Source organism: Rhodococcus sp. GB-02, assembly GCF_053470465.1.
Map to the genome: position 1 here is coordinate 204,903 of NZ_JBPUKE010000004.1, position 25,508 is coordinate 230,410.

Below are 25,508 nucleotides of genomic sequence, written 5' to 3' on the forward strand. Positions count from 1 at the left end.
AGGAAGGGTTCGTAGTGACGATCAGTGACCACGACCACTCGGCATCCCCGACCATGACGGGAGTTGCTTCCGAGCTTTGGACGAAGACCTCACCCGCGTTGGCGCCGTGCCGGCAACGCGCCACCAGACCGCGTCTGCGTGAACACCGCGGTTGCAGGCGAATCCATTTCACTCGCAGGACGGCCGGGAGTCCGACTTTGGAACGAAAGCAGGAAATCGTGTACGACCTGCACCGGACCCACACCAGCACGGAGGCCCGGGCGACACTGTTCAACGGTCCACGATTTTCCGAAAGCGTTGCCGCAGTGCGCAACTGTCACAAAATTGACCGACACGCCGATCTACTCATCGCATTCGACTACTACGGCCACGCCGCAACATTGATGAATCGTCATCTCGCTTCCCCTACTTGCCGACCCCAACACCCCCACACTGAATACGCAGCACTGACCACCATTTCCGGCGCCATCGCACCGCCTCTCTCCATATGTGCCACATCAAATAGGGAGGTCGTGACGAACAGGAGGCGCCGGAGAAACGCCCTTACTCAACGAGTGAGTTCCGAAGGCAAGAATCACTTCCTTGGAGAGACGCCGATGTAGGCAGTTTCAGTAGCGCAGGTGCGAAATCTCCTCGCGGACAACACGAATGATTCTCAGTTACGTTGAATGTCAACAAAGTTGGATGTCATTGATATCGCTTTCTCAGATTCTCGCACTCAGCGCTGTCGGCAGCGGAATGCTATCCCTGTCACTACAGATCACCTCGCTGACATTCCACGGCCACGACGAGAACCGACTATTCTTCCGCGCCGCCGAGGCAACTGCGGCACTCACCCTCGTGTTGTTCTCCGTCAGTCTGCTCGTCTGACTCTGCCAAGACGCTGCATAGACATTGATTGACAAGAAGTTTCGATGACATCGCCAGCGAATATCTGTCGCCCGACGTCGGCCGGATCACTTTCAGGCGCTCTCGCTGTCTTATGCGGCGATGGAATTCAGGTGTGCTGTGACTGTGTCTTCGATACAGGTCAAGAGGTCGACGTTTTCTCGCCGGGTCGCCGATGCCTGGCCGCTTCCGATGGTGGGTTCGAGGGCGAGTTTCACCATCAACGGCGCCCGGCCTATAACAACGCCGGCGGCACACCCGGACCGCGGAAGGACACTGCCATCGTCAAGCCGATGGAATCAGTCGCCGTCGATCTGGTGGCAGATAACCCGGGAAGTTGGATGTTTCACTGCCACAACGGCTATCACCAAGATCCGGAATGATGACACGTCTGGACTACGTCAGCTGACCGGCCGGGGCGACGCCACATGCAGTCGCTGACGTGTGCCCCTACCTTCAGCCCGTCTGCGCCGGATCTCGATCACCCGAGGAGGTGAGATCAATGGGAATGAACCCGATGGACAGGTTGCGCATGATGATGATGTGTCTACATCTCATGGGCATGATGCCACGGATGAATATGCCGACGTGACACAGAAAGACACGCTTTGATCGGCCCGGCGTCCGCTCGAACACCAGCTGACTCGCCGGGTCTAGATGCATCTGCGCCACGGACTGCGCAGATGCGCCATCCCGAACAAGTCGCCCCCGTCAGATCCCCGCGACACCGAGCAGTTGCCCTACGGCATACGTGATGATCATCGCCAGGGCCCCGCCCAGAACCACACGAACCACCGCGCGACGGGAATTCGCTCCGCCCAGACGCGCACTCACCGCCCCGGTCAGAGCCAACGCAAGCAGGACCGCGACGAACGTGACAGGAATTCGGGCCCCCGCTGGTGGAGCGAGTATCGCGATCAGAGGAAGCAGCGCACCCACCGTGAACGACAGTGCAGATGAGAGGGCTGCCGAAATCGGATTCGTCAACGCGTCGGGGTCGATCCCGAGTTCGATGTCGACGTGTGCAGCGAAGGCGTCGTGCGCGGTCAATTCCTCCGCGACCTTGTGGGCTGTTTCTTCGCTCAATCCCCTGGCCTGATACATGGCGGTCAATTCGTCGAGTTCCGCTCCGGGTGTCTGCTCGAGTTCGCGGCGTTCTTTCTCCAACAGGGCGCGTTCGGTGTCACGCTGAGTGCTCACCGAGACGTATTCGCCGAGGGCCATCGAAACAGCACCGGCGACGAGTCCCGCGACTCCGGCGGTCAGGATCGGGCCGCGGTCGGGCGAGAGAGCTGCGACTCCGACGACGAGGCCGGCGACGGAGACGATGCCGTCGTTGGCCCCGAGTACGCCGGCGCGCAGCCAGTTCAGCCGCGAGGAGACGTCACCGGTATGTGGTTCGTCGTGAGACGGTTGACGGTTCTCACCGGTGTTGTCGGCTCCGTCGGGGTTCGAGGAGTCAAGCGAATCTGTCATGAGCGTGCGAGTTTCATGAACTGCGCAGCGGCACGGGCATCACCGTCGCACACGAACCAGGCGGTACTCGTTTCTGCGTGATGGGTGGTTCGGATCTCGACTGTCTCGTCGATGGTGATGGGTTTCATGTATTCGAGAACAGCTCGATACGGCGCCTGCGGCAGGGACGGATGCGTCATCCACGACGTCTCGGCCGGCTGCCAGTAGACGGCGTTATTGACGTGATCGAATGGATCGATATCACTGGACCGTAAACAGAATTCGCGACCTGCAGTGTCCGGCGCTACGTCGGTGATCCACCGACGCCAGGTCAGCCGATGCTCGTCGGTTGTCGTCGCGAGCGGCACCAGGAAGTCATCGCTGATTCGAGACGGCATCCCGTTTCGGGGATTGATGTTGATCCAAAATCCTTCGGTTTCGATCAGCCCGCCGCCATCTGACTCGATGCGCACTCGCATGGTGCACCAGCGGCTCGACAGTGCGGAACACCATCGATGTAATCGCACGGTATCGGGCCACGTGATTGGTCTGATGACGTCGATGACCGTTCGCCGCACCACCCACAGGGGGTGAGTCTGGGCTGCGCCGTTTGCTTCGAGGTTGTCGAAACCCAGATCTTGCAGGTAGCGGGCTACGGCGTCGAGTCGTAGGGTTCGGTCCGGATGGATGTCTCCGGTACGAACAGGCCACGAGTTACTGAAGACTGCACCCTTCGAAGGGTAGGGTGCGAGCGGATCGAACCGCGACCCTCCGCGGTTGGTTGACGTCTGTGATGCCGAGGTTGTCACGGGCAGAGCTCTTTTCGTTGTTTGTTCTCGGCGGGTCTATCCGAGTTGGTCACTCCACACGGCCTTGGCTCCGCTCTCGCCGATCCGATATACCTGCACAACCGAGCCGGCAGCGACGAGAACGGATAGGGCAGCGACCGCGATGACGACAACCCGCCACACCTTCGGCGAGGTCGAGGTATCGGGAGGGTCGGCTCGCCACGCCGCGAATCGTGTCGAATGAAGGATCCACCATGTGGCCGCGAGGACGAACACTCCGATCGACCAGAACAGCATCTGATCACCCAATTCGGCGTGTGCCTGCACCAAGGGATCTTCGGGGATTTGTTTTTCGAGCCATTCACCGGCATCGGTGGTGACCGGCACCGCTATGAGCGTGATTAACGCAATCACTGCTGGTGCCAGTCCCAATCGGATTCTTGCAGCAGGCCAACACACCGCGAGAACGAGCAGGAGCGCCGAGATCGGCACGAGGACAACGACGAGGTGGACGAGAAGTGGGTGTGCGGGTAGGCCGCCGATCGTGGTCAACCCCATAGATGATCTCCGATTTCATGCACCGACGAGGCAATCAACCGTGTGTCACACGGTTCTGATTCAACGTATCGACCGATTCTTGGAGAGTTCTCGGTGGAAGCCTAGCCCTTCACCGGTGCAAGCAGAGTGAAAGGTCCCCGCCCACTTCCCGACCGTCTCCACGGTTTGCTCGACCACACGCGCCACGTGAACGGCCTATCGTCGCAGTCCATGCACTTGGTATCACCGGGATACGTGACCTCCGACTCGACGACATCGACCGCGCAGCCGGCACCCTGCTCATCGAGCGTCGTCACCCCAAACACCAGGTCATCCTCGGCGAACTGGTCATGACACTCACCCACGACTGGCTGCACACCCGGAACGGGGGGCGGCCCCGCCGGTTTCGAATCCAGCACCTCAGCGGCTCAGTGCGAGTGTGTCGAGCAGAATGTAGGCGGCAACGGCGAAGACCAGGTATGCGAACCAGCGCTGGAGTGTGCCGGTGTTGACGCGGTTGCCGAATCGTCCGGCGACCAAGGAGGCAACGATCGCAGCTCCGGTGAAACTGATCGTGATGGCCGGATCGATGGCGACGCCACTTCCGAGATGTGAGATCAACCCGGCGGCGGAGTTCGCGACGATGATCAGAAGCGAGGTTCCGATCGCGATCTGCATGTCTATTCCCAACATCAGGACAAGGGCGGGGATGATGAGGAATCCACCGCCGACGCCGAAGAGTCCGGTCAGAACGCCGACGGCGAATCCGGCTGGGATCGCACGAGGTGCGCAGCGACGCCAATTGATACCGGAATCACCTATGCGGCAGGCGGTCCCAATATCGCCGCGGTCGGCAAGCATACGAGCACCGGCGACGATCATGACCGCGGCGAACCCGATCATCACAACGGACTGCGGGAGCAGTCGCCCGAGGGCACTACCAAGGAAGGTTGCGGGGATACCTGCAGCGGCGAACACGGCGGCCAGCCGCCACTGCACCAGGTGGGCACGCACTTTCGGGATGGCTCCGACGGCAGAAGCGACGCCGACCACGATCAGTGAGATCGGGATCGCCTGGTCGATGTCGAGGCCGAGGCCGAACACCAGCACCGGTACGGCGAGGATGGATCCGCCGCCGCCGAGGAGTCCGAGAAGGATGCCGATGACAGCGCCGGCCGCGAGCGCGATTGCGAGGGTCATCGGAATCCGTTTCCGTTCATCGGCGGTCGGGGATTTTCTACGTTGTCACGAGTCAGTGTGGATGCGTGGTAAGTGAATCGAGCGCAGCTTGCAGTCTGGTGCTCGCTTGGTCGGCGACTGCCTGCAGCGCCGGCTCGCCGGTGACCTCGGCCATGAGGGCGGGGTTCATCGCGTCGACGATGACGCTGTTCGTTGCGGTGCGGTCGGCGCGCACGACGACGTTGCACGGCAGCAGTAGTCCGATCTGACGCATGACGTCGACGGCGCGATGCGCCAATGGCGGGTTGCAGGCGCCGAGGATGAGGTAATCCTCGATGTCTTCGTCGAGTTTGGCTTTGAGGGTCGCTTTCATGTCGATCTCGGTGAGTATCCCGAAGCCCTGATCGGCCAGGGCTTTGCGGGTGCGTTCGACGGCGTCGTCGAAGGTGGTGTTCAGGGTGGTCGTGAGAGCGAGTTGCATGATCTACGTCCTTTTTCCGGGATTGGGGGTCTGGGATCGGTCACCGGGTGCCGAGACGTGGGATGCCGAGGCGTTGAAGTATCAGGCTCATCGGGCACCACCCCACTGCGCTGTAGAGCAGGAGATTCGCGGCGACGAACGCGGTGAGAAGCAGCCACCAGATGGAGAAGATGAGGGTAAGCGCCACACTGAGCAGGACGACCACCCCGCCCAGCAGGGGAACGATCCGTTCGATGGTCCAGCCGTGGTGCCGAGGGAGAGCTGTCATGATCTGTGTCGTCCTTTCCGTTCGTTGTCCCCGATCGTCGCCTCGGCCTCAGGCGAGCGCGAGGAAGAGCTTTTCGAGTTCGGCTTCGGTCATCGGTTCCTTGCCGTTCGCAGTATCACCGGTCATACATTCACGCAGACCGGTAGCGACAATCTTGAAGCCTGCGCGATCCAATGCACTCGACACCGCAGCGAGTTGGGTGACCACGTCCTTGCAGTCGCGGCCCTGTTCGATCATCGAGATCACCCCGGCAAGCTGGCCGTGAGCACGGCGGAGCCGGTTGAGTACCAATGCGATGCTGTCGTCGTCGCCGACCATGGGATTTCCTTCCGAAGGTGAATCAGCAACCTCAAATATACCCCTATGGGTATATCCAGGTGGGTGGTTCGGGAGATCTGTGCGTCACAGCTGCCGAACCACCCCCGGACCCTGTCAGTGCGAAAAACTTATGTTGGGCAATACCTTTCGCAGCCACGCCGGGGACCACCACGCGGCATGTCCGGTCAACCGCAGGAGCACCGGCAACAGGATGAGCCGGATCAGGACTGCGTCGAGTAGGACAGCAACACCGAGAATGATGCCCATTTCCTTCGGCGGTAGCGGGTCAGCGAGCGCGAAGGTGAAGAACACTGCCACCATCACCGCGGCGGCGGCGAAGATCACTCGTCCGGAATGAGCCAGACCTGCGATGTGGGCGACCTTCGGGTCCCCGGATCGTTCGTAGTGTTCTTTTGCCGTGGCGAGGAGGAACACGGTGTAGTCCATGGCGATCGCGAAGATCATTGCGAAGAAGAACACCGGCCCCCAGCCGTCGAGGAAGCCTTGCGGAGTGAAGCCGAGCAGGGATGCACCGTGCCCGTCCTGGAAGATCAACTTCGCGACCCCGAATGCGGCTGCGGTGGAGAGCAGGCTGACCACGGTGCCCAGGATGGCGATCAACGGCGCCTGCAGCGCCACCAGAAGCAACACGAACCCGAGTACCAGGATGATGCCGACGATGAGTGGGAAGTAGTCGTTCAGCGCTTGCTGCAGATCGAGGTTCTCCGCTGGTGCGCCGCCCACGAGTGCACCCGAGGGGAGGTCTGCACGCAAGGTGTCGAGGATAGTGCCCATCTGTGCATCCGATGGGTCGACGGTCGGCATGGCCTGCAGCATCACATAGTCACTGCCGTCTGGGGCGGGCTGCGGCGGAGTGACCATGGCGATGCCGTCGACCGAGGAAGCGGTCTGCGCCGTCTGCGAGGCTTCGGCGGCGGGAGCGATGATCTGCAACATGCCCGGTGCACCCTCACCCATCTGAGCCTGGACGAGTTCGTATCCTTGGCGGACCGGGGCGTCGGCGGGGACGACTTCGATGGAAGGCATCGCTACCTTGAGACCGAGCACCGGGATCGACAGCGCGATCAGTACCAGGACAGAACCGATAGCGAACGGCCACGGGTGCTTGTGCAGCAGTTCACCCCATGCGGCGAACTTCGGCGAGCGGTGTTCTTGCCGCTTGGCGTAGGGCAGGGATCCACCATTGACCTTGGTGCCGAGTTTCCCGAGCACTGCTGGCAACAGAGTCATCGAGGCGAGAAGGACGAAGAAGACGGCGAGCATGATGCCGATCGCCATCGTCCGCACCGCGGGGGCCGGAACGAGAAGGACGGCAGACAAACTGACCAGCACTGTGATTCCGGACAGGACAACGGCTTTGCCTGCGGTGTCCATGGTTTCCGCCACAGCTGCCTGCTTGGAGGTGGCGTGCGCGATCGCGTCGCGAAAGCGGGCGACGATGAACAAGGCGTAGTCGATACCGAGGGCGAGAGCGAACATCATCGCGAAGTTCATCGCCCACACCGAGATCGGAGTGACCTGGTTGAGCAGGACCAGGCCACCTGCGGAGGCGACGAGGCCGGCCAGAGTCAACAGCAACGGCAGCCCTGCGGCGACGAGGGACCCGAACGCGAGCACCATGATCGCGAGGGTGACCGGCCAGGAGAACAGTTCGGCCTGAATCATCGCGTCGTGGTTCGCTTTGTTGAAATCACTCCACAGTGCCGAAGCACCGGTCGGGTAGACCTCGATGCCGTCACCGGACAGAGCGGTCAACTGCCCCTTGAGATCGTCGACGGCCTTGACCATCTCGTCGGTGGACGCGTTCGCGCCCGCGATGAGAATTCCGGTGTGCCCGTCCGGGCTGATGGACATTCCCGGTTGCGGTGCGATGATCGCACCGAAACGGGTGTCCCCGGCGAAGACATCCGCGACCGCGGTGAGGGTGCGCTGCACTTCGGGACTGTCGACGGTGCGGTCGTCGGAATGGACCACGACCTGGACCGCGGCCGAGGAGTTACCGCCGAAGTGTTCCTGTGCCAGTTCGCGAACCTGGACCGATTCGGACCCGTTGGCTTGCCACCCGGCGCCCGCGAGGGAACTGAACACCGATGGTGCGGCCGCACCGAGGGCGACGAGGACGATCAGCCAGACACCGATCACCCATTTCGCATTGCCTGCCATGGCCGCGCCCATACGCCCGAGCACTCCGCCGGAGGATCGAGACGCCGACGTAACGCGTTCCTCGACAGTAGATTTGCCAGTCATTGATTGACTCCTGAAGATGGGGTGAATGGGAGTGACGTGCGCAGCAGTGTCCGGCGCACCGGTCAGCGGCCGAAAAGGGACCGGAAGAACCCGGAACCCGGATCAGGAGCAGGAGTGCAGGTGCAGCGCCGCGCTTTCGGGACACCTGCCATGACCTGCTCGGAATGCTGGCCGCACCCTGCCCAGGTGGTCTTGGAGCAGGAAGAACATGCCGTGGGGTAACACATCTGGTTTCTCCTTGTCAGACGCCGTGCCGCCTATGGGGCACGAGAGTTTCAGTGATCAGGCACTATTCGGACGAACGCTCGACCCAGGCCGTGTATCCGCCGACCAGGTCGCTGACGTTCTCGATGCCGTCGGCCCGCAACAGTGATGCAGCGACGGACGAGCGCCAACCGCCGGCGCAGTGCACGACGATGGGCCGGCTTCGTGGCAGGTCCTCGATCTGGGAGCGGAGCTGGGCGAGCGGAATCGATTGCGCACCGTCGATGACCCCGAAGTCGCGCTCGCCGGGATTTCGGATGTCGATCAAGGTCACTGCATCCGAATCCAGGAGCCCCTCCAGTTCGACCACAGCAGTACGCGGCGCGGTACGGACAAGGTCGGTGAGCGAGTTCGGAAAGATCCCGTCGACGTCGACAGTGAGGTACCCGGCTGCGTTGTCGGATCCGATGCGCGCCAAACGCATCGCCGCATCTTGTTCCTCACCCGGATAGGTGATGAGTACGATGCGCTCGCCGATATCGGCGACCATGCCACCGGTTTCAGCGAACCTGCCGTCGAATCCGACGTTGATCGAGCCGCGCAGATGCCCGCCGGCGAAGTCGTCCGGAGTGCGGGCGTCGAGAATGCGAGTTCCGATGGCCATTTCCGTCCGGAGCTCCTCGGGTGTCAGCTCGGGTATGCGCCGATCTTGTTCGAGGAGAGCGCGATTCGACCTGTTCAGGGTCACATCGGTAGAAAAATACCGCGGCACCGCAGGCTGACCGTCGGTGATCAGAGCAACGAACGTATCTTCGCTCATCGGCTGCACCGACGGGTTCGTGCGGCGCTGCTCGCCGATGGTGGAGGTCAGCTCGGAGGAGAGGTTCTTGCCGCAGGACGACCCTGCGCCGTGGGCCGGCATCACGGTCACCTCATCGGGCAAGGTCAGCAGCGTCTCGTGGACTGTGCGGTACATCGCCCGAGCCAGGTCGGTGTTGGTGCCGTCGCCGAGGTTTGCAAGGTCGGGGCGACCGACATCGCCGATGAACAGCGAATCCCCGGTCAGCACAGCGGAAGGCGCGGCATTTGAATTCTCCCGCACCAGCAGACTGATCGACTCCCATGTGTGACCTGGGGTGGAGAGGATCTCGATGTCCACCTCCCCCAGCGTCAGGTGTTCGCCATGGCGCAGTCGGCGGATCGGGTAGTCGGTGTCCGCGGTTTCACCGAAGCCGATCCACGCACCGGTCGCCTCGAGCAACTCGAGGTGGCCGGAGACGAAGTCCGCATGAAAGTGCGTGTTGACGACACCCTCGATGGTCAGACCGTAGCGGGCTGCGTCCTCGAGGTATTCGGTGATGTCGCGGCGCGGGTCGACCACGATGGCACGGCCGGTGCTTTCGTCACCGATCAGGTACGACGCATGCGAGAGGCACTCGATGTAGTACTGCTCGAGGATCATCGAACAACCTTTCCTGAATCTGGAGGATGGTATGCACACAGGGTGCCATATACCCCCTGGGGTATGTCAAGTACCCCAGGGGGTATACGCGGGTGCAGGCCAGGAACATCGAGAGGAGAGATCGGAACAACTGATCGCCGCCGACTGGCGCTCCGGATCGGCGATACGGTGGAAACCCGGCCGCCCTTCCAACTCACACGCCCAGGTCTAACGGCCCTAGTGCGGCCCACGACTCCAAGCGCACCCTGGCAAAAGAGAAGGTACGAGCGCCTTGCCGTAGGAGGAAGAGACCGCATGACGGCAGTGACCGGAAGCACCGATACCTCAGCAGAATCAGCCCCCACCTCACCACTGATCGAACGGATCCGACGGGGAGTCATCGGCGAGGGAGAGATCTTGGACGGACCCTACGGTCGGCGACGGATCACCTATGCCGACTACACCGCCTCGGGACGGTCACTGGATTTCCTCGAAGACTTCATCCGCCAACAAGTGCTCCCGCGCTACGCCAACACTCACACCGAAAGCTCCGGCACCGGACTGCAGACCTCACTGCTGCGGCAGGACGCACGCCAACTCATCCACGACGCCGTCGGCGGCACAGACAACGATCTGGTGATTTTCTGCGGGTCCGGGGCAACGGCGGCGGTGAACAAGCTGGTCGGAATCCTCGAACTCCGTGTCCCGTCCGGGCTGGCCACACGCTACGGCTGGGACGAACAGATCGCAGAGTCGGACCGACCCGTGGTGTTCGTAGGCCCCTACGAACACCATTCCAACGAGCTACCGTGGCGTGAGTCGATCGCCGACCTGGTGGTGATCGACGAAGACGCTGACGGTCACATCGACGTGGAGCAACTCGAGCGGCGACTGATCGAGTACTCGGACCGGCCACTGCGCATCGGTAGCTTCTCGGCCGCCTCCAACGTCACCGGCGTCTTGTCGGACACCGACCGGATTGCCACCTTGCTCCACGAGCACGGCGCGTTGTCCTTCTGGGACTATGCGGCCGCCGGACCCTATGTCCCGATCCGGGTGCGGGAGAGCGCTCCCGGGGGCGGTGACTACAAGGATGCGATCTTCCTCTCGCCACACAAGTTCGTCGGCGGGCCCCAAACCCCTGGGGTGCTGATGGTCCGTCGTGAGCTGGTCCGCAACGCCGTACCCACCGTGCCGGGTGGTGGCACGGTGGCGTTCGTGGATCCGACCGGCCACCGCTACCTCGATGATCCCGTGGCCCGGGAAGAGGGAGGCACCCCCGCGATCATCGAGTCGATCCGTGCCGGCCTGGTCTTCGCACTCAAAGATGCAGTGGGGACCGACCTCATCGAACAGCGAGAACGACATCTGTGGTGCCATGCCTTGGACCGGTGGCACCGCCACCCGAGTATCGAGATTCTCGGCCACCCGGATGCTCGACGGCTGTCCATCGTGTCTTTCCGTCTCAGATCAGGCGCGGATCGCTACCTGCACCACAACTTCGTTGTGGCCCTGCTCAACGATTTGTTCGGGGTCCAGGCCCGCGGTGGCTGTTCCTGTGCCGGTCCCTACGGGCATCGGCTCCTGGGTATCGACCCGCAACATTCGCGTGCCTTCCGAGACGAGATCGCGTTGGGTTGCGAGGGAATCAAACCCGGCTGGACCCGCATCAACTTCAACTACTTCATTTCCGACGCTGTGCGGGACTACCTGATCGAGGCCGTGGAATTGCTGGCCCGGTACGGCCACCGTCTCCTCACTGACTACACCTTCAGTCCGGATACCGGCCTGTGGCACCATCGTGGAAAAACCCGCCAGCCCCCCTTGCGCCTGACCGACCTGTTCTACGACACAGCCGGCATCCTGCACTACCCGACGGAACGCGAAACCCTCGACGAGGCCGCGCTGGCCGACCACCTGCGCGAGGCCCGCACGCTTCTCGAGGCCCGCCCCGAGAAGGTCCCCGACGGCCCGACCCGCCTCCCCGCGCACTTCGAAGTGCTGCGCTGGTTCCCCCTGCCCCCACAGTGCTTGACCTCCACCCAGGAGAACCCCGGCACCGACGGCACCCCGCATTGACCACCACCAGGCCACTACAACGAACAGTGGGAGGCACAACATGGGCTACGGCAAGGACGTCCAACAGGAACTTCGCGCGCCCGCCCGGGCGTTGCGCCAGGCGATCCCGCAGGTCTACGAGAGCTTCGGACAGCTCTACTCAGCGTCCCTGGCTCCCGGAGCGCTCGATGCCAAGACCAAGGAACTGATCGGCTTGGCGATAGCCGTGACCACCCAATGCGATGGCTGCACCGCCACACATGCGCGCGGCGCGGCCGCACAGGGCAGCACACCGCAGGAAGCGGCCGAGGCCATCGGCGTCGCGCTCATGATGGCCGGTGGGCCGGGCACCGTGTACGGGCCCCGGGCTTTCGCCGCGTTCAATGAATTCCACGCTGCACAGCCCTCCAACAGTGAGAACGACGCACCCGGACCGTAACTGCCCCACTCCGCGGTCGATGCCGTGGAGACGTCCCCGCGATCTCTCCCCCACGAGAGGACCACGATGGCCGAACACCGTAAGGCGACCGCCGAACATCTGGGCGCCGACGTCACCACCGAAGCGGGCGAGGTGTCTGGCGGCGGGGGTGCGTCGGTGCTCGATGTTGTCGCCGGCCGCGGTCCGGCGTTGGCGGTGCTGGCCCATCCCGATGACGAGAGCTTCGGGTTGGGCGCCGTACTCGCCGCGCTGACCACAGCGGGGACCGACGTGCGGGTGGTGTGCCTGACCTATGGTGAGGCGAGCACCCTCGGTTCCGTCGCGGACCTTGCGACCGTGCGCCGTGACGAGCTGACCACCGCCGCCGAACGCCTGGGCGTCAGCGCCATCGTGCTCCACAACTTTCCCGACGGCCATCTGGGCGAGATCGCCCCCGCCGCTGTCGACGAAGTCGTGCAAAACGACCTTGGTGATGCGGCCACGCTCGTCGTGTTCGAACCAAGCGGTGTCACCGGCCACCCCGATCACCAGGCCGCGACCGCCGCAGCGCATCGCGTCGCTGACCGTCACCAATTGGCAGTGCTCGAATGGGGCGTCACCCCCACCGTCGCCGCGCAACTCAACACCGAGTACGGCACAGCTTTCGTTGCGCTCGAAGGCGACGGAACCGTCGACATTGCCGTCGACCGCGCCGTACAGCGAGCCGCAATCAAGTGTCACGAAAGCCAAGCCCGCGACAACCCGGTCCTCACCCGTCGACTCGAACTCCAAGGCACCGTAGAACGGATCCGCCTACGCCCTCCCACTCGTTCAGCACACACGATGACGTGAGGGACAACCGAGCGCAGACACCCGCCCGGTAACACGCACAGACGGGAGAGCGTCTTGTGGCGGAGAGCGCAGTTCGGTGTCTCTACGATGCTCTCGATAACGAATTGATCGCCTGTTCTGCCTGAATATAGCGTCTGGGCGGTATCGGTGACCTTCGCTCCGATGCATGGTTTCGTACCTACGGCGTGCCGGAGTTCGGCGAATAGTCGTCGCCCGGATGTAGGCAGTCGAATCCGGGTGCCGGTGCAGGAGAGCAGGTCGCGAAATACAACGAATTAGTGGAGATCGCCGCAAGCACCACCACACGCCTGCCGTACGGTCTCGCTCGTCGATCACTCAGGCGGTAACAGGAGGGGCCGCCGCGGCGCTGCCCGTCTCGGCCACAGTGTGCTCTGCACGTGAACTCCACCGATGATGTCCGAGATCGGGGAGGTTGACGACCACCAGATTGTTGTCGAGGGGATCGTTGTTCTTCCCGAGACCATCGACTACTGTCCGATACCCGGCACCTTCGAGCAGCGCTTGATGACGCTGATGGAAATGCCCGTGCCACAACCTCGCCGGGCGCACCTGATCGACGACGCGGCGGAGCCGATCCCGATTCGCCTGCGAGGCCGCCACTTCCGAAGGCGGGAACCCGTAACGCTCACGCGGCCTGCCCGGCACGACGACACCGGCCGGGCAGTCATGGCAGAACATCGCATCCGCAGTGCCCCCGGCGACCGCCGTTTCCGCCTCCTCGACGGTGATGGCTTCCTGCGGCCACCACGAGGTTCCCTCGACCCGCAGGATCCGATCGATCGAATATGCGCCGCCCAGCGCCAAACACTGCGTCGACCCCCACGACCACCTCCATCCACGGGGAAGGTGGACGATCCGCTCGCGCAGGTACCGCAAACCGCTATCAGCGAGCGGGTACGCCAGGAGTCGGTCGAAGTCTTCGTGATTACCGTCGACGAACCCGAGAACGAGGCCACACCGGCGCAGGGTGTCGTCGAGGGTATCGAGATACATGTCGGTGAAGCGGTAACCGAAGTCCCCGAGATGAATGAGCACAGTCGCGTTCCGTCTGGCTGCGTGCTCGATCGCGGCGACACCATGACGAGTGTCCGCGTGCCAATCTCCGGCAAGGGCGATCCGCGAAGGAACCTCCAGAAAGCGATCCACACCTATGCGCTGATGTGTATTCACGGTCGGCCACCACCTCTGACTTTGTACCTGCGAATCTCGCCCATGAATTCAGACACGAAGTCCTCGCGCTACCGCCGCCACCGAGGGATCTCTGATTCACACCTCTGTGACGAGATCGGTCAGCAGACTATCCAGCGCCTTTCTGCTCGATTCGAAGTCAGGAACCGTTGGCGACACGGCTGCCGCATTCGGTGGTGAGCCCACCACCACCGTGAATCAAATTTTACTCCGCAGAGGGCTGGCTGAGCAGTATCAACGCCCGATTCTTCCCGCAAGCCGGCCCGTGAGCGGGATGCGGTGACCAGCACGAACCCGTTAGACCCGTCCGATGACATTCCCATCGCCGGGGCGCCAAACGGAGCGAAGGCGTCTCTTCGCGTGCCGGTAGGCCAGGAAGGATGCATCATTGTTGCCGTTGTTTGCGAAAATGTGGGTGCGGAGTCGCTATGCCTTGCTCAGGGTTGCCAGGGCGGCTTCGCCGATGGGTTCTTCGGCGAGCATCGGGACGATGGCGGTTCGCTGGCTGTATTTGTTTGTGATGCTGTCGATTTCGGCGATTTCTCCGGCTGCGCGCTGCTGCAGGAGCGGCGAGGTAGGTTCGGCTGCGGCGAGGGAGTTGTTGACCACCCACGCCCAAGGGCGAATTCCTGCGCGTTGTAGATCAGCTTGCAGACCGGCGGCTTCGAGGACGGGTGTGGTTTCGGCGAGGGTCACGAGTAGGACTTTCGTGGCGTTTGGGTCCTGGAGTCGCATGAGTGGGGTGGTGAAGTTCGTGTTGCCGCCCATTTGGCGGGCGATTTCCCGGTGGTAGGAGCCGGTGGCGTCGAGGAGCAACAAGGTGTGACCGGTTGGGGCGGTGTCGACGACGACGAATTTGCGGCTCGATTCGTGGATGACCCGCGAAAATGCTTGGAAGACGGCCACTTCCTCGGTGCAGGGTGATCGAAGGTCTTCGGCGAGGTTGGCGCGGCCGCGTTCGTCGAGGTTCTTGCCTTTGGTGGTCAAGACGCGGGTTCGGTACTGCTCGGTGGCTTCGGCGGGATCGATGCGGGAGACCTGGAGGTTGTCGAGTTCCCCGTTCAAGGTCTCGGTCAGGTGTGCGGCCGGGTCCGTGGTTGTCAGGTGCACCTGGTGGCCGCGTTCGGCGAGGGCGACAGCGATCGCGGCGGCGATGGTGGTCTTGCCGACTCCGCCTTTTCCCATGCACATGATCAGGCCGTGATCGTCTGTATCGAGTTCGTCGATCAGGGATACGAGCGGAGCACTGGGCAGCTGCTGGGCCGGGTCCGCTGAGGCGGCAGATACCGGACGGGGGTCGGTGGTGAAGAGGCTTTCGAGTGCGTCGATACCGACGATGTTCGTCGCTTTGAGCGGGACCTGATCGGTGGGCAGCTGCGCCAATTCGGTTGGCAGAGCGGCGATCGCGGCTTGCTCTCGTCGGCGGATCGCGGATTCGAGTGGATCCGTGTCGTCGGCCGGTTCAGGGAGGACGCCGTTGATGACGACGTGTTGGTGGGCCAGTCCGATGTCGGCGAGTTCGCGGTGGGTGCGGGTGATTTCGGTGAGCGTCGAACGCTGGGCGCGCGAGACCAGGACGAGGCGGGTCCGGTGCGGATCTGCGAGGGCGGCAACGGCGTCGGCGTAGATGGTGCGCTGCTTGTCGAGTCCGGACAGCGGCCCGAGGCACGATGCGTCGCCCTTGCCGCCGTCGAGGAACTCGGTCCACGATCCGGGGAGTTGGAGCAGCCGGATGGTGTGCCCGGTCGGGGCGGTGTCGAAGAGGACGTGGTCGAAGTCCGCGGTGATGTCGTCGTGCCCGGAGAGCAGTCCGGTGAATTCGTTGAACGACGCTATTTCGGTGGTGCAGGACCCGGAGAGTTGTTCGGCGATCGCCACGATCTCCTTCTCGGGGAGCAGCCCGCGGACGGGACCGATGATCCGCTCGCGATAGTCGGTGGCGGCTTGTTCTGGATCGATCTCGAGCGCAGACAATCCGGGAGCGGCGGGGATCGGGGTGATGGTGTTGCCGATGCTCACACCGAAGACCTGCCCGACGTTGGAGGCTGGATCGGTGCTCACGAGCAGCACTTTCTTGCCGGCGCGAGCGAGGGTCATCGCGCTCGCGCAGGCGATGGAGGTTTTACCGACACCGCCTTTGCCGGTGAAGAACAGGAATCGGGGCGCGTTGTTCAGGAACTTCATTGCGGTGTCGGCGCTTTCAGCAGCAGGTGGTGGAATCGGCGTCGTCGGTGGAGCAGCATGCCGAGGCGTCGGAGAGTCCGAGCATGGCGATCCCGGCCGGCGCCTCAGCCGTTCCAGGTTCGGTGATGCCTGCCCATTTCGCGAGTTGGCTGCGGGTCGGATATGTACCGGTCAGGGCGGTGACTCCGTCGACGAGCGCCAGCGGGAGTCCTTCGGAGCCGGATATCTCGAGGAATGCTGCGACGGTGTCGTTACCGGCGAAGGCCAGTGGGTCGTTGGCGAGGTTGTGGCGGGCGATGGTGCCGCCGTTGCTTGCGACCCAGTCGAGGTCGGCGGTGAAGGTGATCAGCGCTTGGTCGACGTCGTCGCCGCAGACGCCGGTGTTGCAGCACAGTGCGGGTTCGAATACTTCGATGGTGCTCATGGTGATGTTCTCTTTCTTGCTTCTCGGGTCTTCGATGGTGCGGGTTCTACCGATCCGGTGTCAGCGGGTCGCCAGACGGGCGGCTAGAGCGTCGACGCGGGCGGCGATGTCGTCGCGGACCAGGCGCATTCGTTCGATTCCGTCGATGCCTCGTTCGGACGGCTCGTCGGTGTCCCAGTTCTCGAAGTCGGTGCCGTCGACCGGTTCGACCTTCGCTTCGCTGCCCAGGGTGACGACGATTTCGACCTCGCGCACCAGTTGCGGATCGATCAGCGTCGGAGCCTGTCCCGAGATGTCCACACCGACTTCGAGGAGGGTTTCGGCGGACAGGGCGTTGACCGCCGATCCTGGTTTGGTGCCGGCCGAGTACACGTCCACCTGGTCACCGGCGGCTTTGCGCATGAGGCCGGCGGCCATCTGGGATTTGCCGCCGTTCTTGACGCACACGAACAGCACTGAAGGCTTGCTCATCGAAGTTCCTTTCGCTGGGTATGGGAGTCAGACGGCGTCGACGATATGGCCGGCTGCGTCGAGCGTGTTGGCGGTGATGTCGCCGCGGTCGGCCAGCCAGCGTTCGGCGTCGATTGCTGCGGAGCATCCGGTGCCGGCAGCGGTGATCGCCTGACGGTACGTGTGATCGACCAGGTCACCGGCAGCGAAGACGCCGTCGACGGAGGTCGCGGTAGAACCGGGTGCGACGCGGACGTAGCCGGCGTCGTCGAGGTCTACCTGGCCCTTGACGAGCTCACTGCGCGGGTCGTGGCCGATGGCGACGAACATGCCGGTGATCTCGAGGGTGGAGGTTTCACCGGTGACGGTGTCGCGCACGACGAGCCCGGTGACACTGTTCTCACCGAGCACCTCGACGGGCTCCGCATTGGTCAGAAAGCGGATCTTCTCGTTCGCCTTGGCGCGCTCGAGCATGATCCGTGAGGCGCGGAACTCCTCGCGGCGGTGCACCAGGGTGACCGAGCGAGCGAAACGGGTCAGGAAGGTTGCCTCTTCCATCGCGGAGTCGCCGCCGCCGACCACGACGATGTCCTGGTCGCGGAAGAAGAACCCGTCGCAGGTGGCGCAGGCGCTGACGCCGCGGCCGAGGAGACGCTCTTCACCGGGGATCCCCAGGTAACGCGCTGCCGCGCCCATCGCGAGGATGATCGCGTGCGCGGCGTAGGTTTCGCCGTTCGCGACGACCGTCTTGATCGGGCCGCTCAGATCGATTTCCTCGACGTCCTCGGTGCGGATGTCGGTGTCGAAGCGCAGTGCCTGCTCACGCATCTGTTCCATCAGATCGGGGCCCATGATGCCCTCACGGAAACCGGGGAAGTTCTCGACCTCGGTGGTGGTCATGAGGGCGCCACCGAACTGGGTTCCCTCGAAGAGCACGGGCTGAAGCTCAGCGCGCGCGGTGTAGACACCAGCGGTGTAACCGGCCGGTCCGGAACCGACAATGATGACGTCATGGACCGCGGGCGTGTTTTCCAGCTGGGTGGTCATAGTGCCTCTTTCGCAGGATCGAATACGGGCAGGGCGATCGGTCAGGGAGACTTCGCGGCAGTAGCGAGTTCAGCGATCAAGGCTTGGACTCGTCGCTCGATTTCGTCGCGGATCGGGCGGACCGCATCGATGCCCTGGCCAGCGGGATCGTCGAGAACCCAGTCTCGGTAGCTCTTGCCGGGAAAAATCGGGCACGTGTCACCGCAGCCCATCGTGATCACGACATCCGAATCCTGGACAACGTCGACGGTGAGAATCTTCGGAGACTGAGCCGAGATGTCGATTCCGAGCTCTGCCATCGCTTCAACTGCAGCGGAATTGACGATCTCGGCGGGTGCAGACCCAGCGGAACGGACCTCGATGGCGTCACCCGCGAGATGACTCAGGAAACCGGCAGCCATCTGAGATCGGCCGGCATTGTGGACGCAGACGAACAACACCGATGATTTGCTCATGAACCCGCTCTTTCTCGACTGGATGAAACGTCTTTGACGGCAAAGCGTTTACGCAGAGCAAGGGAGACATACACCAGACCGATCAGCACCGGCACCTCGATCAACGGGCCGACAACACCAGCCAAGGCTTGCCCCGAGGTGGCGCCGTAAGTAGCGATGGCTACGGCGATCGCGAGTTCGAAGTTGTTACCCGCAGCGGTGAACGCGAGCGTGGTGGTGCGTTCGTAGCCCAATCCGATTGCGGCACCGAGGATGTAGCCACCGCCCCACATCAGTGCGAAGTACACCAGCAGCGGCAACGCGATCCGGACGACATCCCAAGGCTGCGAGGTGATCTGTTCGCCCTGCATCGAGAAGAGCACGACGATGGTGAACAGCAGACCGTAGAGCGCCCAGGGACTGATCGTGGGGATGAACGTGGTGTCGTACCAGTCGCGGCCTTTGACGCGTTCACCGAAGAAACGGGACAAAAAACCTGCCAGCAACGGGATACCGAGGAAGATCAGGACCGATTTCGCGATCTGCCAAGGCGAAGTGTCGATAGTGGTCTGTTCGAGGCCGAGCCACCCGGGCAGGACCGAGAGGTAGAACCAACCGAGCACCGCGAACATGATCACCTGGAACACCGAGTTGATGGCGACCAGCACCGCGGCGGCTTCGCGATCTCCGCAGGCCAGGTCGTTCCAGATGATCACCATCGCGATGCAGCGAGCGAGACCGACGATGATCAAACCGGTTCGGTATTCCGGCAGGTCAGACAGAAACAACCAGGCGAGGGCGAACATCAACGCCGGGCCCAGAACCCAGTTCAGGAACAGCGAGCCCGCGAGGAGTTTCTTGTCCCCGGTGACCGTGTCGAGGCGGTCGTAGCGGACCTTCGCCAACACCGGGTACATCATGATCAGCAGACCGAGGGCGATCGGCAGTGAGATGCCGTCGATCTGCACCTTCTCCAGGGCAGTGTTCACACCGGGAATCCAGCGCCCGACCAGCAGGCCGACGACCATGGCCACCCCGATCCAGACCGCCAGATAGCGATCGAGGGTGGAGAGTTTTCCGACCACTGCGCGGTGTTCGGTGGTCGCAGCGGTGTTGCTCATGCGGTGACCTCCGCGCACGCGTCCACTGCGGTCACGATCGAGCCTTCAACCAGGAGCACAGCCGAGAGCTGCTGCAGTGCAGCAGGAATCACCCAGTAGTACACCCAGGTGCCGCGACGTTCACAGTCGAGCAAACCGGCCTGACGCAACACCTTGAGATGATGCGAAATCGTCGGCTGGGACAGGTCGAACGTATCCGAGATGTCGCAGACGCAGGCCTCCCCACCCTCATGGCTGGCCACCAAGCTCAACAGACGGAGGCGAACCGGATCGCCGAGGGCCTTGAACATCCGAGACAGGTCACCGGCCCAATCCTCGGTCAACGGCTCACGCACCAGCGGGGAGCAGCAAGCGCCGGTCTCCACCACAACTTGATTCGACATACTTCGATATTGACAGTTTTCGAATCAACGCGCAACAAATCGGAGATGAACATCCGCCTCCGCGATTGCCGATGCGACACTGATTCGAAACCCCACATTCGACGATCTGACCGGACTATGACCAGCAAGCCGACGTAGAAGCGCCACCTGACACGGCTCTCAGCCTTCGCACTGCGAGCACGGCGGGTCAAAGCACACTCGCTCTGCGAGGACGCGGATCGCTTGACGCAATAGGCTGGAGCGGATCGGGCCAAACGAACGAGATGAGTCCACCCGTCCGAAACGTAGATGTGATCGAGCGGCTACACCTATCCTGTCGGCGGCCTGCACGCTCGTTATGACACGAACCAGGCAGAAAGACTCTCTTTCGCCATACGTTCGACGAGCAAAGGAACGAAATCTCGTACTGGATCTAGAACCATCTACACACGCCCCCAAGCTTCCCGGTGCGCACTTCGAACCTGCGCCGCTCCTGTGGTTGGCCCTGAATCGCGGCAGCATTGACAGCGGCGGGCCTGCTCGCGTTCGGCCGTCGGGACCTGCGTTGCGTTGTCAGCACGTCGTTGTCACGGTGGCGTTTGCGTGCCGAGGCCCAAGCGCCAGCACGGCGCGAAACCCTTCCGCGATAGCTGTCATCAGCGCGGGTTGGTCCGGAACTGCTCTCACGTCGACGTTGATCCCGACACACATGTGCGAGTCGTAAGACATCAAAGTCGCGTTGAAAGCCGATCCGAGGGTAGGACTGAATGCGAATTGGCGAATTATCCGCGCACCGGCGAGGTACAACGGTGTCGAAGAACCAACGACGTTGGATGCAACAAAATCCATGTGCTTGAGCATGTCGCCTGTGACCGCGACCGGCAGCAAGTTCAGCATTCTGGCCAAGTGAGGAGATAGCGGAATCGCCGGCTCGTTCCGCCAACTTTCTACGATGACGTGAACACGACGGATCAATTTCTCCGGATCTGCAATATCGACCGGAAGAGCAAACCTTGCAAGCGTGATTCGGTTGCCTCCCAGCGGATCACGACTGTCACGCAGACTGATCGGCAACGTCACCATCAGTTGATTCGGTACGTCACCGTGGCCTCTGTGGTAGCCGGCCATGCCCAGTAGAAGTGCAGACAAGAACGCGTCGTTTACTGAGCATTGTGTGCCCGCCGCGGCAGTGGTCAGTGACGCCACCGGAAATTCGATCACACCGAAACCACGGCGCGTACTCCGAGCAGTCATCACTGGCGACATCGTTCTGGTCGCCGGTCGCGTCATACGCGCCGTCGATCCGAAGATTCGTACGACGTCGTGCATCGTAGCGGCGGGATGGCGCACTGCGTGCGCGGCACTTCGGGCCACCGCTTCGGTCATCGCCGCACGTGAGTCTCCTGGTGTGGAACGAACAACAGGTGGCCTGAATTCGTGGCCGTCCTGACTTGATCCGCCAGTCCGCGTGTCATCGGTAATTTCGCGTGTCAGTTGCATACCCCCGACCCCGTCGGTCAAGGAATGATGAACTTTGACTACCAGCGCTGTTGCACCGCCGCCTAGCCCATCGAGCACGGTGAGCTCCCATAACGGACGATCCTTGTCGAAGGCTGCCATCCCGCTCATGCGGGCAAAATCCAGGACGCCTTTCCACCCACCTGGTGGTGGCACGGAAGACCTTCGAAGGTGCCAACTCAGGTCGAAGTCCGCGTCATCCACCCAACGTGGTGGACTCCACGGAAATTGTCGCGCAACCGCTTTACACCTGAAGATCGGAACTACGTCGATGGCGTGGTTCATCGCGGCGGTCAATCGTTCGTGATCCGGGAGCCTGTCCAGCACGATGATCGAGACGATTGTCGAGCGGAGGACCGGATCGGCCTCCATCCGCCAAGACATCAGGTCGGTCTGCGTCATCGATCGCTCGTTTGCGCCGCTCATGGCCACTCGATTCACTCGTCGGCGTAATCCTTCAAGGATTGGCGATTCTCAAGGCCTCAATCGAACCTCGTCAACGCCTGGAACGGTCGAAGCAAGTGCAGTCACGACACCTCGCTCGGGATCATCGTCGGAAATCCCACTGACTGTCAGTATTCCGTCGACATAACCCACTGCCCATCGGTCGGGCCCGCCATAGACGTCAAGTCGATGGCGCACTTCGTCAGCGATCCGATCGGGGTCCAGGGCCAGCAGTCCGATCAAATCCTGGCGGGTCACCACTCCGATCACGTCCCTCTCACGAACGATCGGAACCGCGCGCAGCCCAGAACGCAGCATCTCGGATGCGATGTCATTGACCACGACATCTTCGGTCATTGCCACCACGGGTTGCGTCATCACGTCAGCGACGGATTGTTCGGTCGACTCGGTCGCGTGTTCCTGTGACAGTCGTTCGAACCCACTTCTGAGAAGATCGCCTTCGGACACGATCCCGACCAGTCGCTTCTGCTCGTCGACTACTGGGAGTGCCGAAAAACCTGACCGCGCAATCTCTCGTAGACAGTCACCTACACTTCGCGCCTGATCGATTGTCGTCACAGGGCTACTCATGATGTCTCGTGCACGCATGACAATTCTCCTCTGGTTATCCCGCTGGACGTCCGATCTCGCGAACGCAGGAATGCGACGAACCGATGTCCCCAGCGTGACAAACATCGACCGTGAACCGGAAGTGTCTTCGGCATCCTGCGCACCGGAAATCGGCCCCGAGCGGAGTGACTTCCGCCTCTGTAGACCTGCTGCGGGAAAGGGTTTGCTGAACACTGTCGCTAGCTAACCCACGCGCATAGCACTCGGACGGGAGAGCTCATGAAAGCGAGTTCCATAGATGCCAGACGTCGGTGGGTAGTACCGATCGACGCCGTCGGACCCGAAGACGCACCGACCGTCGGCGGCAAAGCCGCGAATCTCGGCGAACTGAGGCGATCGAACTTTCCGGTTCCGCCGGGGTTCGTAATCACCACCTGCGGCTATCTCGACGCCATGGAAGCTTCCGGGTTGAGAGACGACCTGAAATCAGGGGAACTACCGTCTACCCGCAGCGCCGAGGAGGCAGTCACAGCATCACTCGTGCCCAAAGCACTGCAAGAGCAGATCATCGACGCCTATCGCGCGCTGGGGCCTTCAGGTACGCGAGTAGCGGTCCGTTCGTCCGCTCCCGCAGAAGACGCGTCCGATACCTCGTACGCAGGCATTCACGAAAGTTTCACAAATGTCGCCGGTGACGAAGGCTTGATCGATGCCGTACGGCAGTGTTGGGCATCGTTATGGTCGGATCGAGCATTGTCGTACCGCAACCTCCAAGGCGTTGCGGACGAGCCGTCGCTGGCAGTCGTCGTCCAACTGATGGTCGACTCGGACCAATCGGGAGTCGTATTCACTGCCGACCCGCGCACCGGTGCGCGGGACCGCATGGTCATCGAAGCTGCCACTGGCTTGGGGGAAGTCGTAGTGGGTGGACAGGTGGAACCAGACACTTACGTAGTGTCGAAACCTGACTTCGACATCATCGATGTACATATCGGTTCACAGGCATTCGCGATCTCGCTGTCCGAAGGGACTGAAAAGGCGTCGGAAATACCTCTCTCACAACGCGAACACCAGATCCTTACCGACGACCAGATCCACCAGCTCGCAGCATTGGCCGCAGCCGTGGAAGAACACTACCGGCGACCACAAGACCTCGAATTCGCCTACAGCGGAGGACAACTGTGGCTGGTCCAGACACGCCCGATCACCACCCTTTCCGAGCAACCGGAAGCACTGGCCGAAGCCCAACACGACGCCGGCGAAAAAGCACGTGTCCTCGCCCAGGGATTGGGCGCCGGGCCGGGAACTGCTACCGGACGCGTCCGAGTCCTGCGTTCAGTGGCCGACGGTCGTGATTTGGTCGACGGCGAAATACTGGTGGCCCCGATGACGCGACCGGATTGGTTACCGGTTCTCCGACGAGCCGCAGCCATCGTCACCGACGGCGGCGGCATTACCTGCCACGCAGCTATCGTGGGCCGCGAACTCGGCCGACCGGTTATCGTCGGAACACGCACGGCAACAAAGGATCTTGCAGACGGGACTTTGATCACAGTCGACGGAACTGCAGGAACGGTCATTGCTGCAGATTCCGCAACTGCCGACTCCTCGAAAAATGCGACCACCACCATGCCGAGGACAATGTCGACACCCCGTCCGACAACCGCGACATCCGTCTACGTGAACCTGGCGACTCCTGAAGCTGCAGAACGGACAGCCGACACAGACGTCGACGGAGTAGGGCTCTTGCGAGCTGAATTCCTGATCATGGACGCTCTCGAAGGGCTGCATCCCCACACGATGATCGCCCGAAGTCTCCACGGAGAGTACGTGGCCAAAATGTCTTCTGCCCTGTCACGTATTGCCGCCGCTTTCGGAGCCCGACCGGTCATCTATCGCGCAATAGACCTCCGCACCAACGAGTTTGCACATCTTGAAGGTGGTGACATCGAACCCCACGAAGACAATCCCATGATCGGCTACCGGGGCTGTTTTCGCTACGTGCGGGAACCGGAATTGTTCGCGCTCGATCTCGATGTCATCGCCGAAACGCGAAAGAACTATCCGAACGTGCATTTGATGATTCCGTTCGTTCGGACCGAATGGGAGCTCGCGCGCTGTTTGGCACAATTGGATGCCCACCCTCTCGGGGCGGATCACCGGATGCTTCGATGGGTGATGGCTGAGATACCCTCGGTTGCCTATTGGATTCCCAGGTACGCGGCAATGGGCATCGACGGAGTGTCGATCGGCACCAACGATCTCACTCAACTGGTGCTGGGAGTCGACCGGGATTCGGAGATTTGCCAAGAACTCTTCGACACCATGGATCCTGCCGTTCTCGAAACCATCGACACCATCATCGAGCGTGCCACCCTCGCGGGCATGACGACCTCACTGTGCGGACAGGCAGTGTCAACCAATCCTGCTCTGGCCGAACACCTCGTGAGGCAAGGCATCACGTCGGTTTCCGTGACCCCAGACGCAGTTGACACCGCTCGCCATGCAATCGCGGTCGCTGAACGACGCATCCTCCTCGCCCGAGCTCGTTCGGGTGGACGCCGAAATCCGAGTCGCTGGCTTGACTGAG

25 protein-coding genes and 1 pseudogene are annotated in these 25,508 nt (G+C 62.3%); 6 read left to right on the forward strand and 20 right to left on the reverse strand.

Translation table 11 applies throughout. From position 1 onward, the window contains the following. The first annotated feature begins 684 nt into the window (after positions 1-684). A complete protein-coding gene (locus ACSW29_RS25775; protein WP_230813359.1) occupies positions 685-870 on the forward strand; it encodes a hypothetical protein in 186 nt (61 codons plus the stop codon). Between the two features lie 269 nt (positions 871-1,139). Next, a pseudogene (locus ACSW29_RS25780) lies at positions 1,140-1,297 on the forward strand (multicopper oxidase domain-containing protein); the annotation flags it as partial. Positions 1,298-1,599: 302 nt separating this feature from the next. Here ACSW29_RS25780 and ACSW29_RS25785 read toward each other — a convergent pair. The 9 genes from ACSW29_RS25785 to ACSW29_RS25825 all read right to left on the reverse strand — a co-directional run bounded on the left by ACSW29_RS25785 (position 1,600) and on the right by ACSW29_RS25825 (position 9,848). After that, entirely contained in the window at positions 1,600-2,364 is a 765-nt protein-coding gene (locus ACSW29_RS25785; RefSeq protein WP_448278631.1) for a VIT1/CCC1 transporter family protein, read from the reverse strand. Continuing rightward, on the reverse strand, positions 2,361-3,152 hold the full coding sequence (locus ACSW29_RS25790; RefSeq protein WP_317829253.1) for an acyl-[acyl-carrier-protein] thioesterase: 792 nt from the start codon (positions 3,150-3,152) through the stop codon (positions 2,361-2,363). Before ACSW29_RS25790 ends, ACSW29_RS25785 begins: the two co-directional genes overlap by 4 nt. Positions 3,153-3,188: 36 nt before the next feature. Further along, positions 3,189-3,689 (reverse strand): DUF2231 domain-containing protein, encoded by a 501-nt coding sequence (locus ACSW29_RS25795; protein ID WP_230813366.1) that lies wholly within the window; start codon positions 3,687-3,689, stop codon positions 3,189-3,191. A 399-nt stretch (positions 3,690-4,088) separates the two neighbouring features. Beyond that, entirely contained in the window at positions 4,089-4,868 is a 780-nt protein-coding gene (locus tag ACSW29_RS25800; protein WP_317829255.1) for a sulfite exporter TauE/SafE family protein, read from the reverse strand. Positions 4,869-4,920: 52 nt separating this feature from the next. Further along, positions 4,921-5,328: a DUF302 domain-containing protein gene (locus ACSW29_RS25805; RefSeq protein ID WP_136472288.1), complete on the reverse strand. Its 408-nt coding sequence runs from the start codon at positions 5,326-5,328 to the stop codon at positions 4,921-4,923. 40 nt (positions 5,329-5,368) lie between these two features. After that, positions 5,369-5,596, reverse strand: coding sequence for a YgaP family membrane protein (locus ACSW29_RS25810; protein WP_197941118.1), 228 nt, complete (start codon positions 5,594-5,596; stop codon positions 5,369-5,371). A 48-nt stretch (positions 5,597-5,644) separates the two neighbouring features. Further along, a complete protein-coding gene (locus tag ACSW29_RS25815) occupies positions 5,645-5,914 on the reverse strand; it encodes a metal-sensitive transcriptional regulator (RefSeq protein WP_064074840.1) in 270 nt (89 codons plus the stop codon). A gap of 114 nt (positions 5,915-6,028) precedes the next feature. Then, positions 6,029-8,182: an MMPL family transporter gene (locus tag ACSW29_RS25820; protein ID WP_197941119.1), complete on the reverse strand. Its 2,154-nt coding sequence runs from the start codon at positions 8,180-8,182 to the stop codon at positions 6,029-6,031. Between the two features lie 289 nt (positions 8,183-8,471). Continuing rightward, positions 8,472-9,848 carry an MBL fold metallo-hydrolase gene (locus tag ACSW29_RS25825; protein ID WP_197941120.1) on the reverse strand — a complete coding sequence of 459 codons (1,377 nt, stop codon included), beginning with the start codon at positions 9,846-9,848 and terminating at the stop codon, positions 8,472-8,474. A gap of 294 nt (positions 9,849-10,142) precedes the next feature. Between ACSW29_RS25825 and ACSW29_RS25830 the strand changes: the two genes are divergently transcribed. The 3 genes from ACSW29_RS25830 to ACSW29_RS25840 all read left to right on the forward strand — a co-directional run bounded on the left by ACSW29_RS25830 (position 10,143) and on the right by ACSW29_RS25840 (position 13,155). Further along, entirely contained in the window at positions 10,143-11,906 is a 1,764-nt protein-coding gene (locus ACSW29_RS25830) for an aminotransferase class V-fold PLP-dependent enzyme (RefSeq protein WP_448278632.1), read from the forward strand. A 40-nt stretch (positions 11,907-11,946) separates the two neighbouring features. Next, positions 11,947-12,324, forward strand: a complete 378-nt coding sequence (locus tag ACSW29_RS25835) for a carboxymuconolactone decarboxylase family protein (RefSeq protein WP_448278633.1) — start codon at positions 11,947-11,949, stop codon at positions 12,322-12,324. Positions 12,325-12,390: 66 nt separating this feature from the next. Further along, positions 12,391-13,155, forward strand: coding sequence for a PIG-L deacetylase family protein (locus ACSW29_RS25840; RefSeq protein ID WP_448278634.1), 765 nt, complete (start codon positions 12,391-12,393; stop codon positions 13,153-13,155). Positions 13,156-13,491: 336 nt separating this feature from the next. Here the strand turns inward: ACSW29_RS25840 and ACSW29_RS25845 are convergent, their stop codons facing one another. The 11 genes from ACSW29_RS25845 to ACSW29_RS25895 all read right to left on the reverse strand — a co-directional run bounded on the left by ACSW29_RS25845 (position 13,492) and on the right by ACSW29_RS25895 (position 22,957). Next, on the reverse strand, positions 13,492-14,346 hold the full coding sequence (locus ACSW29_RS25845) for a metallophosphoesterase family protein (RefSeq protein WP_317829671.1): 855 nt from the start codon (positions 14,344-14,346) through the stop codon (positions 13,492-13,494). Positions 14,347-14,790: 444 nt separating this feature from the next. After that, positions 14,791-16,548, reverse strand: a complete 1,758-nt coding sequence (arsA, locus tag ACSW29_RS25850; RefSeq protein WP_448278635.1) for an arsenical pump-driving ATPase — start codon at positions 16,546-16,548, stop codon at positions 14,791-14,793. A 16-nt stretch (positions 16,549-16,564) separates the two neighbouring features. Continuing rightward, complete coding sequence (arsD, locus tag ACSW29_RS25855; RefSeq protein WP_448278636.1) at positions 16,565-16,972, reverse strand: arsenite efflux transporter metallochaperone ArsD; 408 nt, start codon at positions 16,970-16,972, stop codon at positions 16,565-16,567. 60 nt (positions 16,973-17,032) lie between these two features. Next, on the reverse strand, positions 17,033-17,443 hold the full coding sequence (locus ACSW29_RS25860; protein WP_448278637.1) for an arsenate-mycothiol transferase ArsC: 411 nt from the start codon (positions 17,441-17,443) through the stop codon (positions 17,033-17,035). A gap of 27 nt (positions 17,444-17,470) precedes the next feature. Then, positions 17,471-18,469, reverse strand: coding sequence for a thioredoxin-disulfide reductase (gene trxB, locus ACSW29_RS25865; RefSeq protein ID WP_448278638.1), 999 nt, complete (start codon positions 18,467-18,469; stop codon positions 17,471-17,473). Positions 18,470-18,510: 41 nt separating this feature from the next. Further along, a complete protein-coding gene (locus tag ACSW29_RS25870; RefSeq protein ID WP_448278639.1) occupies positions 18,511-18,924 on the reverse strand; it encodes an arsenate reductase ArsC in 414 nt (137 codons plus the stop codon). After that, the gene (gene arsB, locus ACSW29_RS25875) at positions 18,921-20,024 is read right to left on the reverse strand and encodes an ACR3 family arsenite efflux transporter (RefSeq protein ID WP_448278640.1); all 1,104 of its coding nucleotides are present in this window, start codon (positions 20,022-20,024) and stop codon (positions 18,921-18,923) included. The genes ACSW29_RS25870 and arsB overlap by 4 nt, the downstream gene beginning before the upstream one ends. Next, on the reverse strand, positions 20,021-20,407 hold the full coding sequence (locus tag ACSW29_RS25880) for an ArsR/SmtB family transcription factor (RefSeq protein WP_230813486.1): 387 nt from the start codon (positions 20,405-20,407) through the stop codon (positions 20,021-20,023). Before ACSW29_RS25880 ends, arsB begins: the two co-directional genes overlap by 4 nt. Positions 20,408-20,742: 335 nt before the next feature. Further along, a complete protein-coding gene (locus ACSW29_RS25885; protein WP_411742536.1) occupies positions 20,743-20,829 on the reverse strand; it encodes a three-helix bundle dimerization domain-containing protein in 87 nt (28 codons plus the stop codon). Between the two features lie 130 nt (positions 20,830-20,959). Beyond that, positions 20,960-22,306: a wax ester/triacylglycerol synthase domain-containing protein gene (locus ACSW29_RS25890; RefSeq protein WP_347872932.1), complete on the reverse strand. Its 1,347-nt coding sequence runs from the start codon at positions 22,304-22,306 to the stop codon at positions 20,960-20,962. A 72-nt stretch (positions 22,307-22,378) separates the two neighbouring features. Continuing rightward, complete coding sequence (locus ACSW29_RS25895; protein WP_020907957.1) at positions 22,379-22,957, reverse strand: CBS domain-containing protein; 579 nt, start codon at positions 22,955-22,957, stop codon at positions 22,379-22,381. A 240-nt stretch (positions 22,958-23,197) separates the two neighbouring features. On the opposite strand from ACSW29_RS25895, the gene ppsA reads away from it, so the two are divergent. Further along, positions 23,198-25,507: a phosphoenolpyruvate synthase gene (gene ppsA, locus ACSW29_RS25900; protein ID WP_448278641.1), complete on the forward strand. Its 2,310-nt coding sequence runs from the start codon at positions 23,198-23,200 to the stop codon at positions 25,505-25,507. Position 25,508 lies beyond the last annotated feature (1 nt).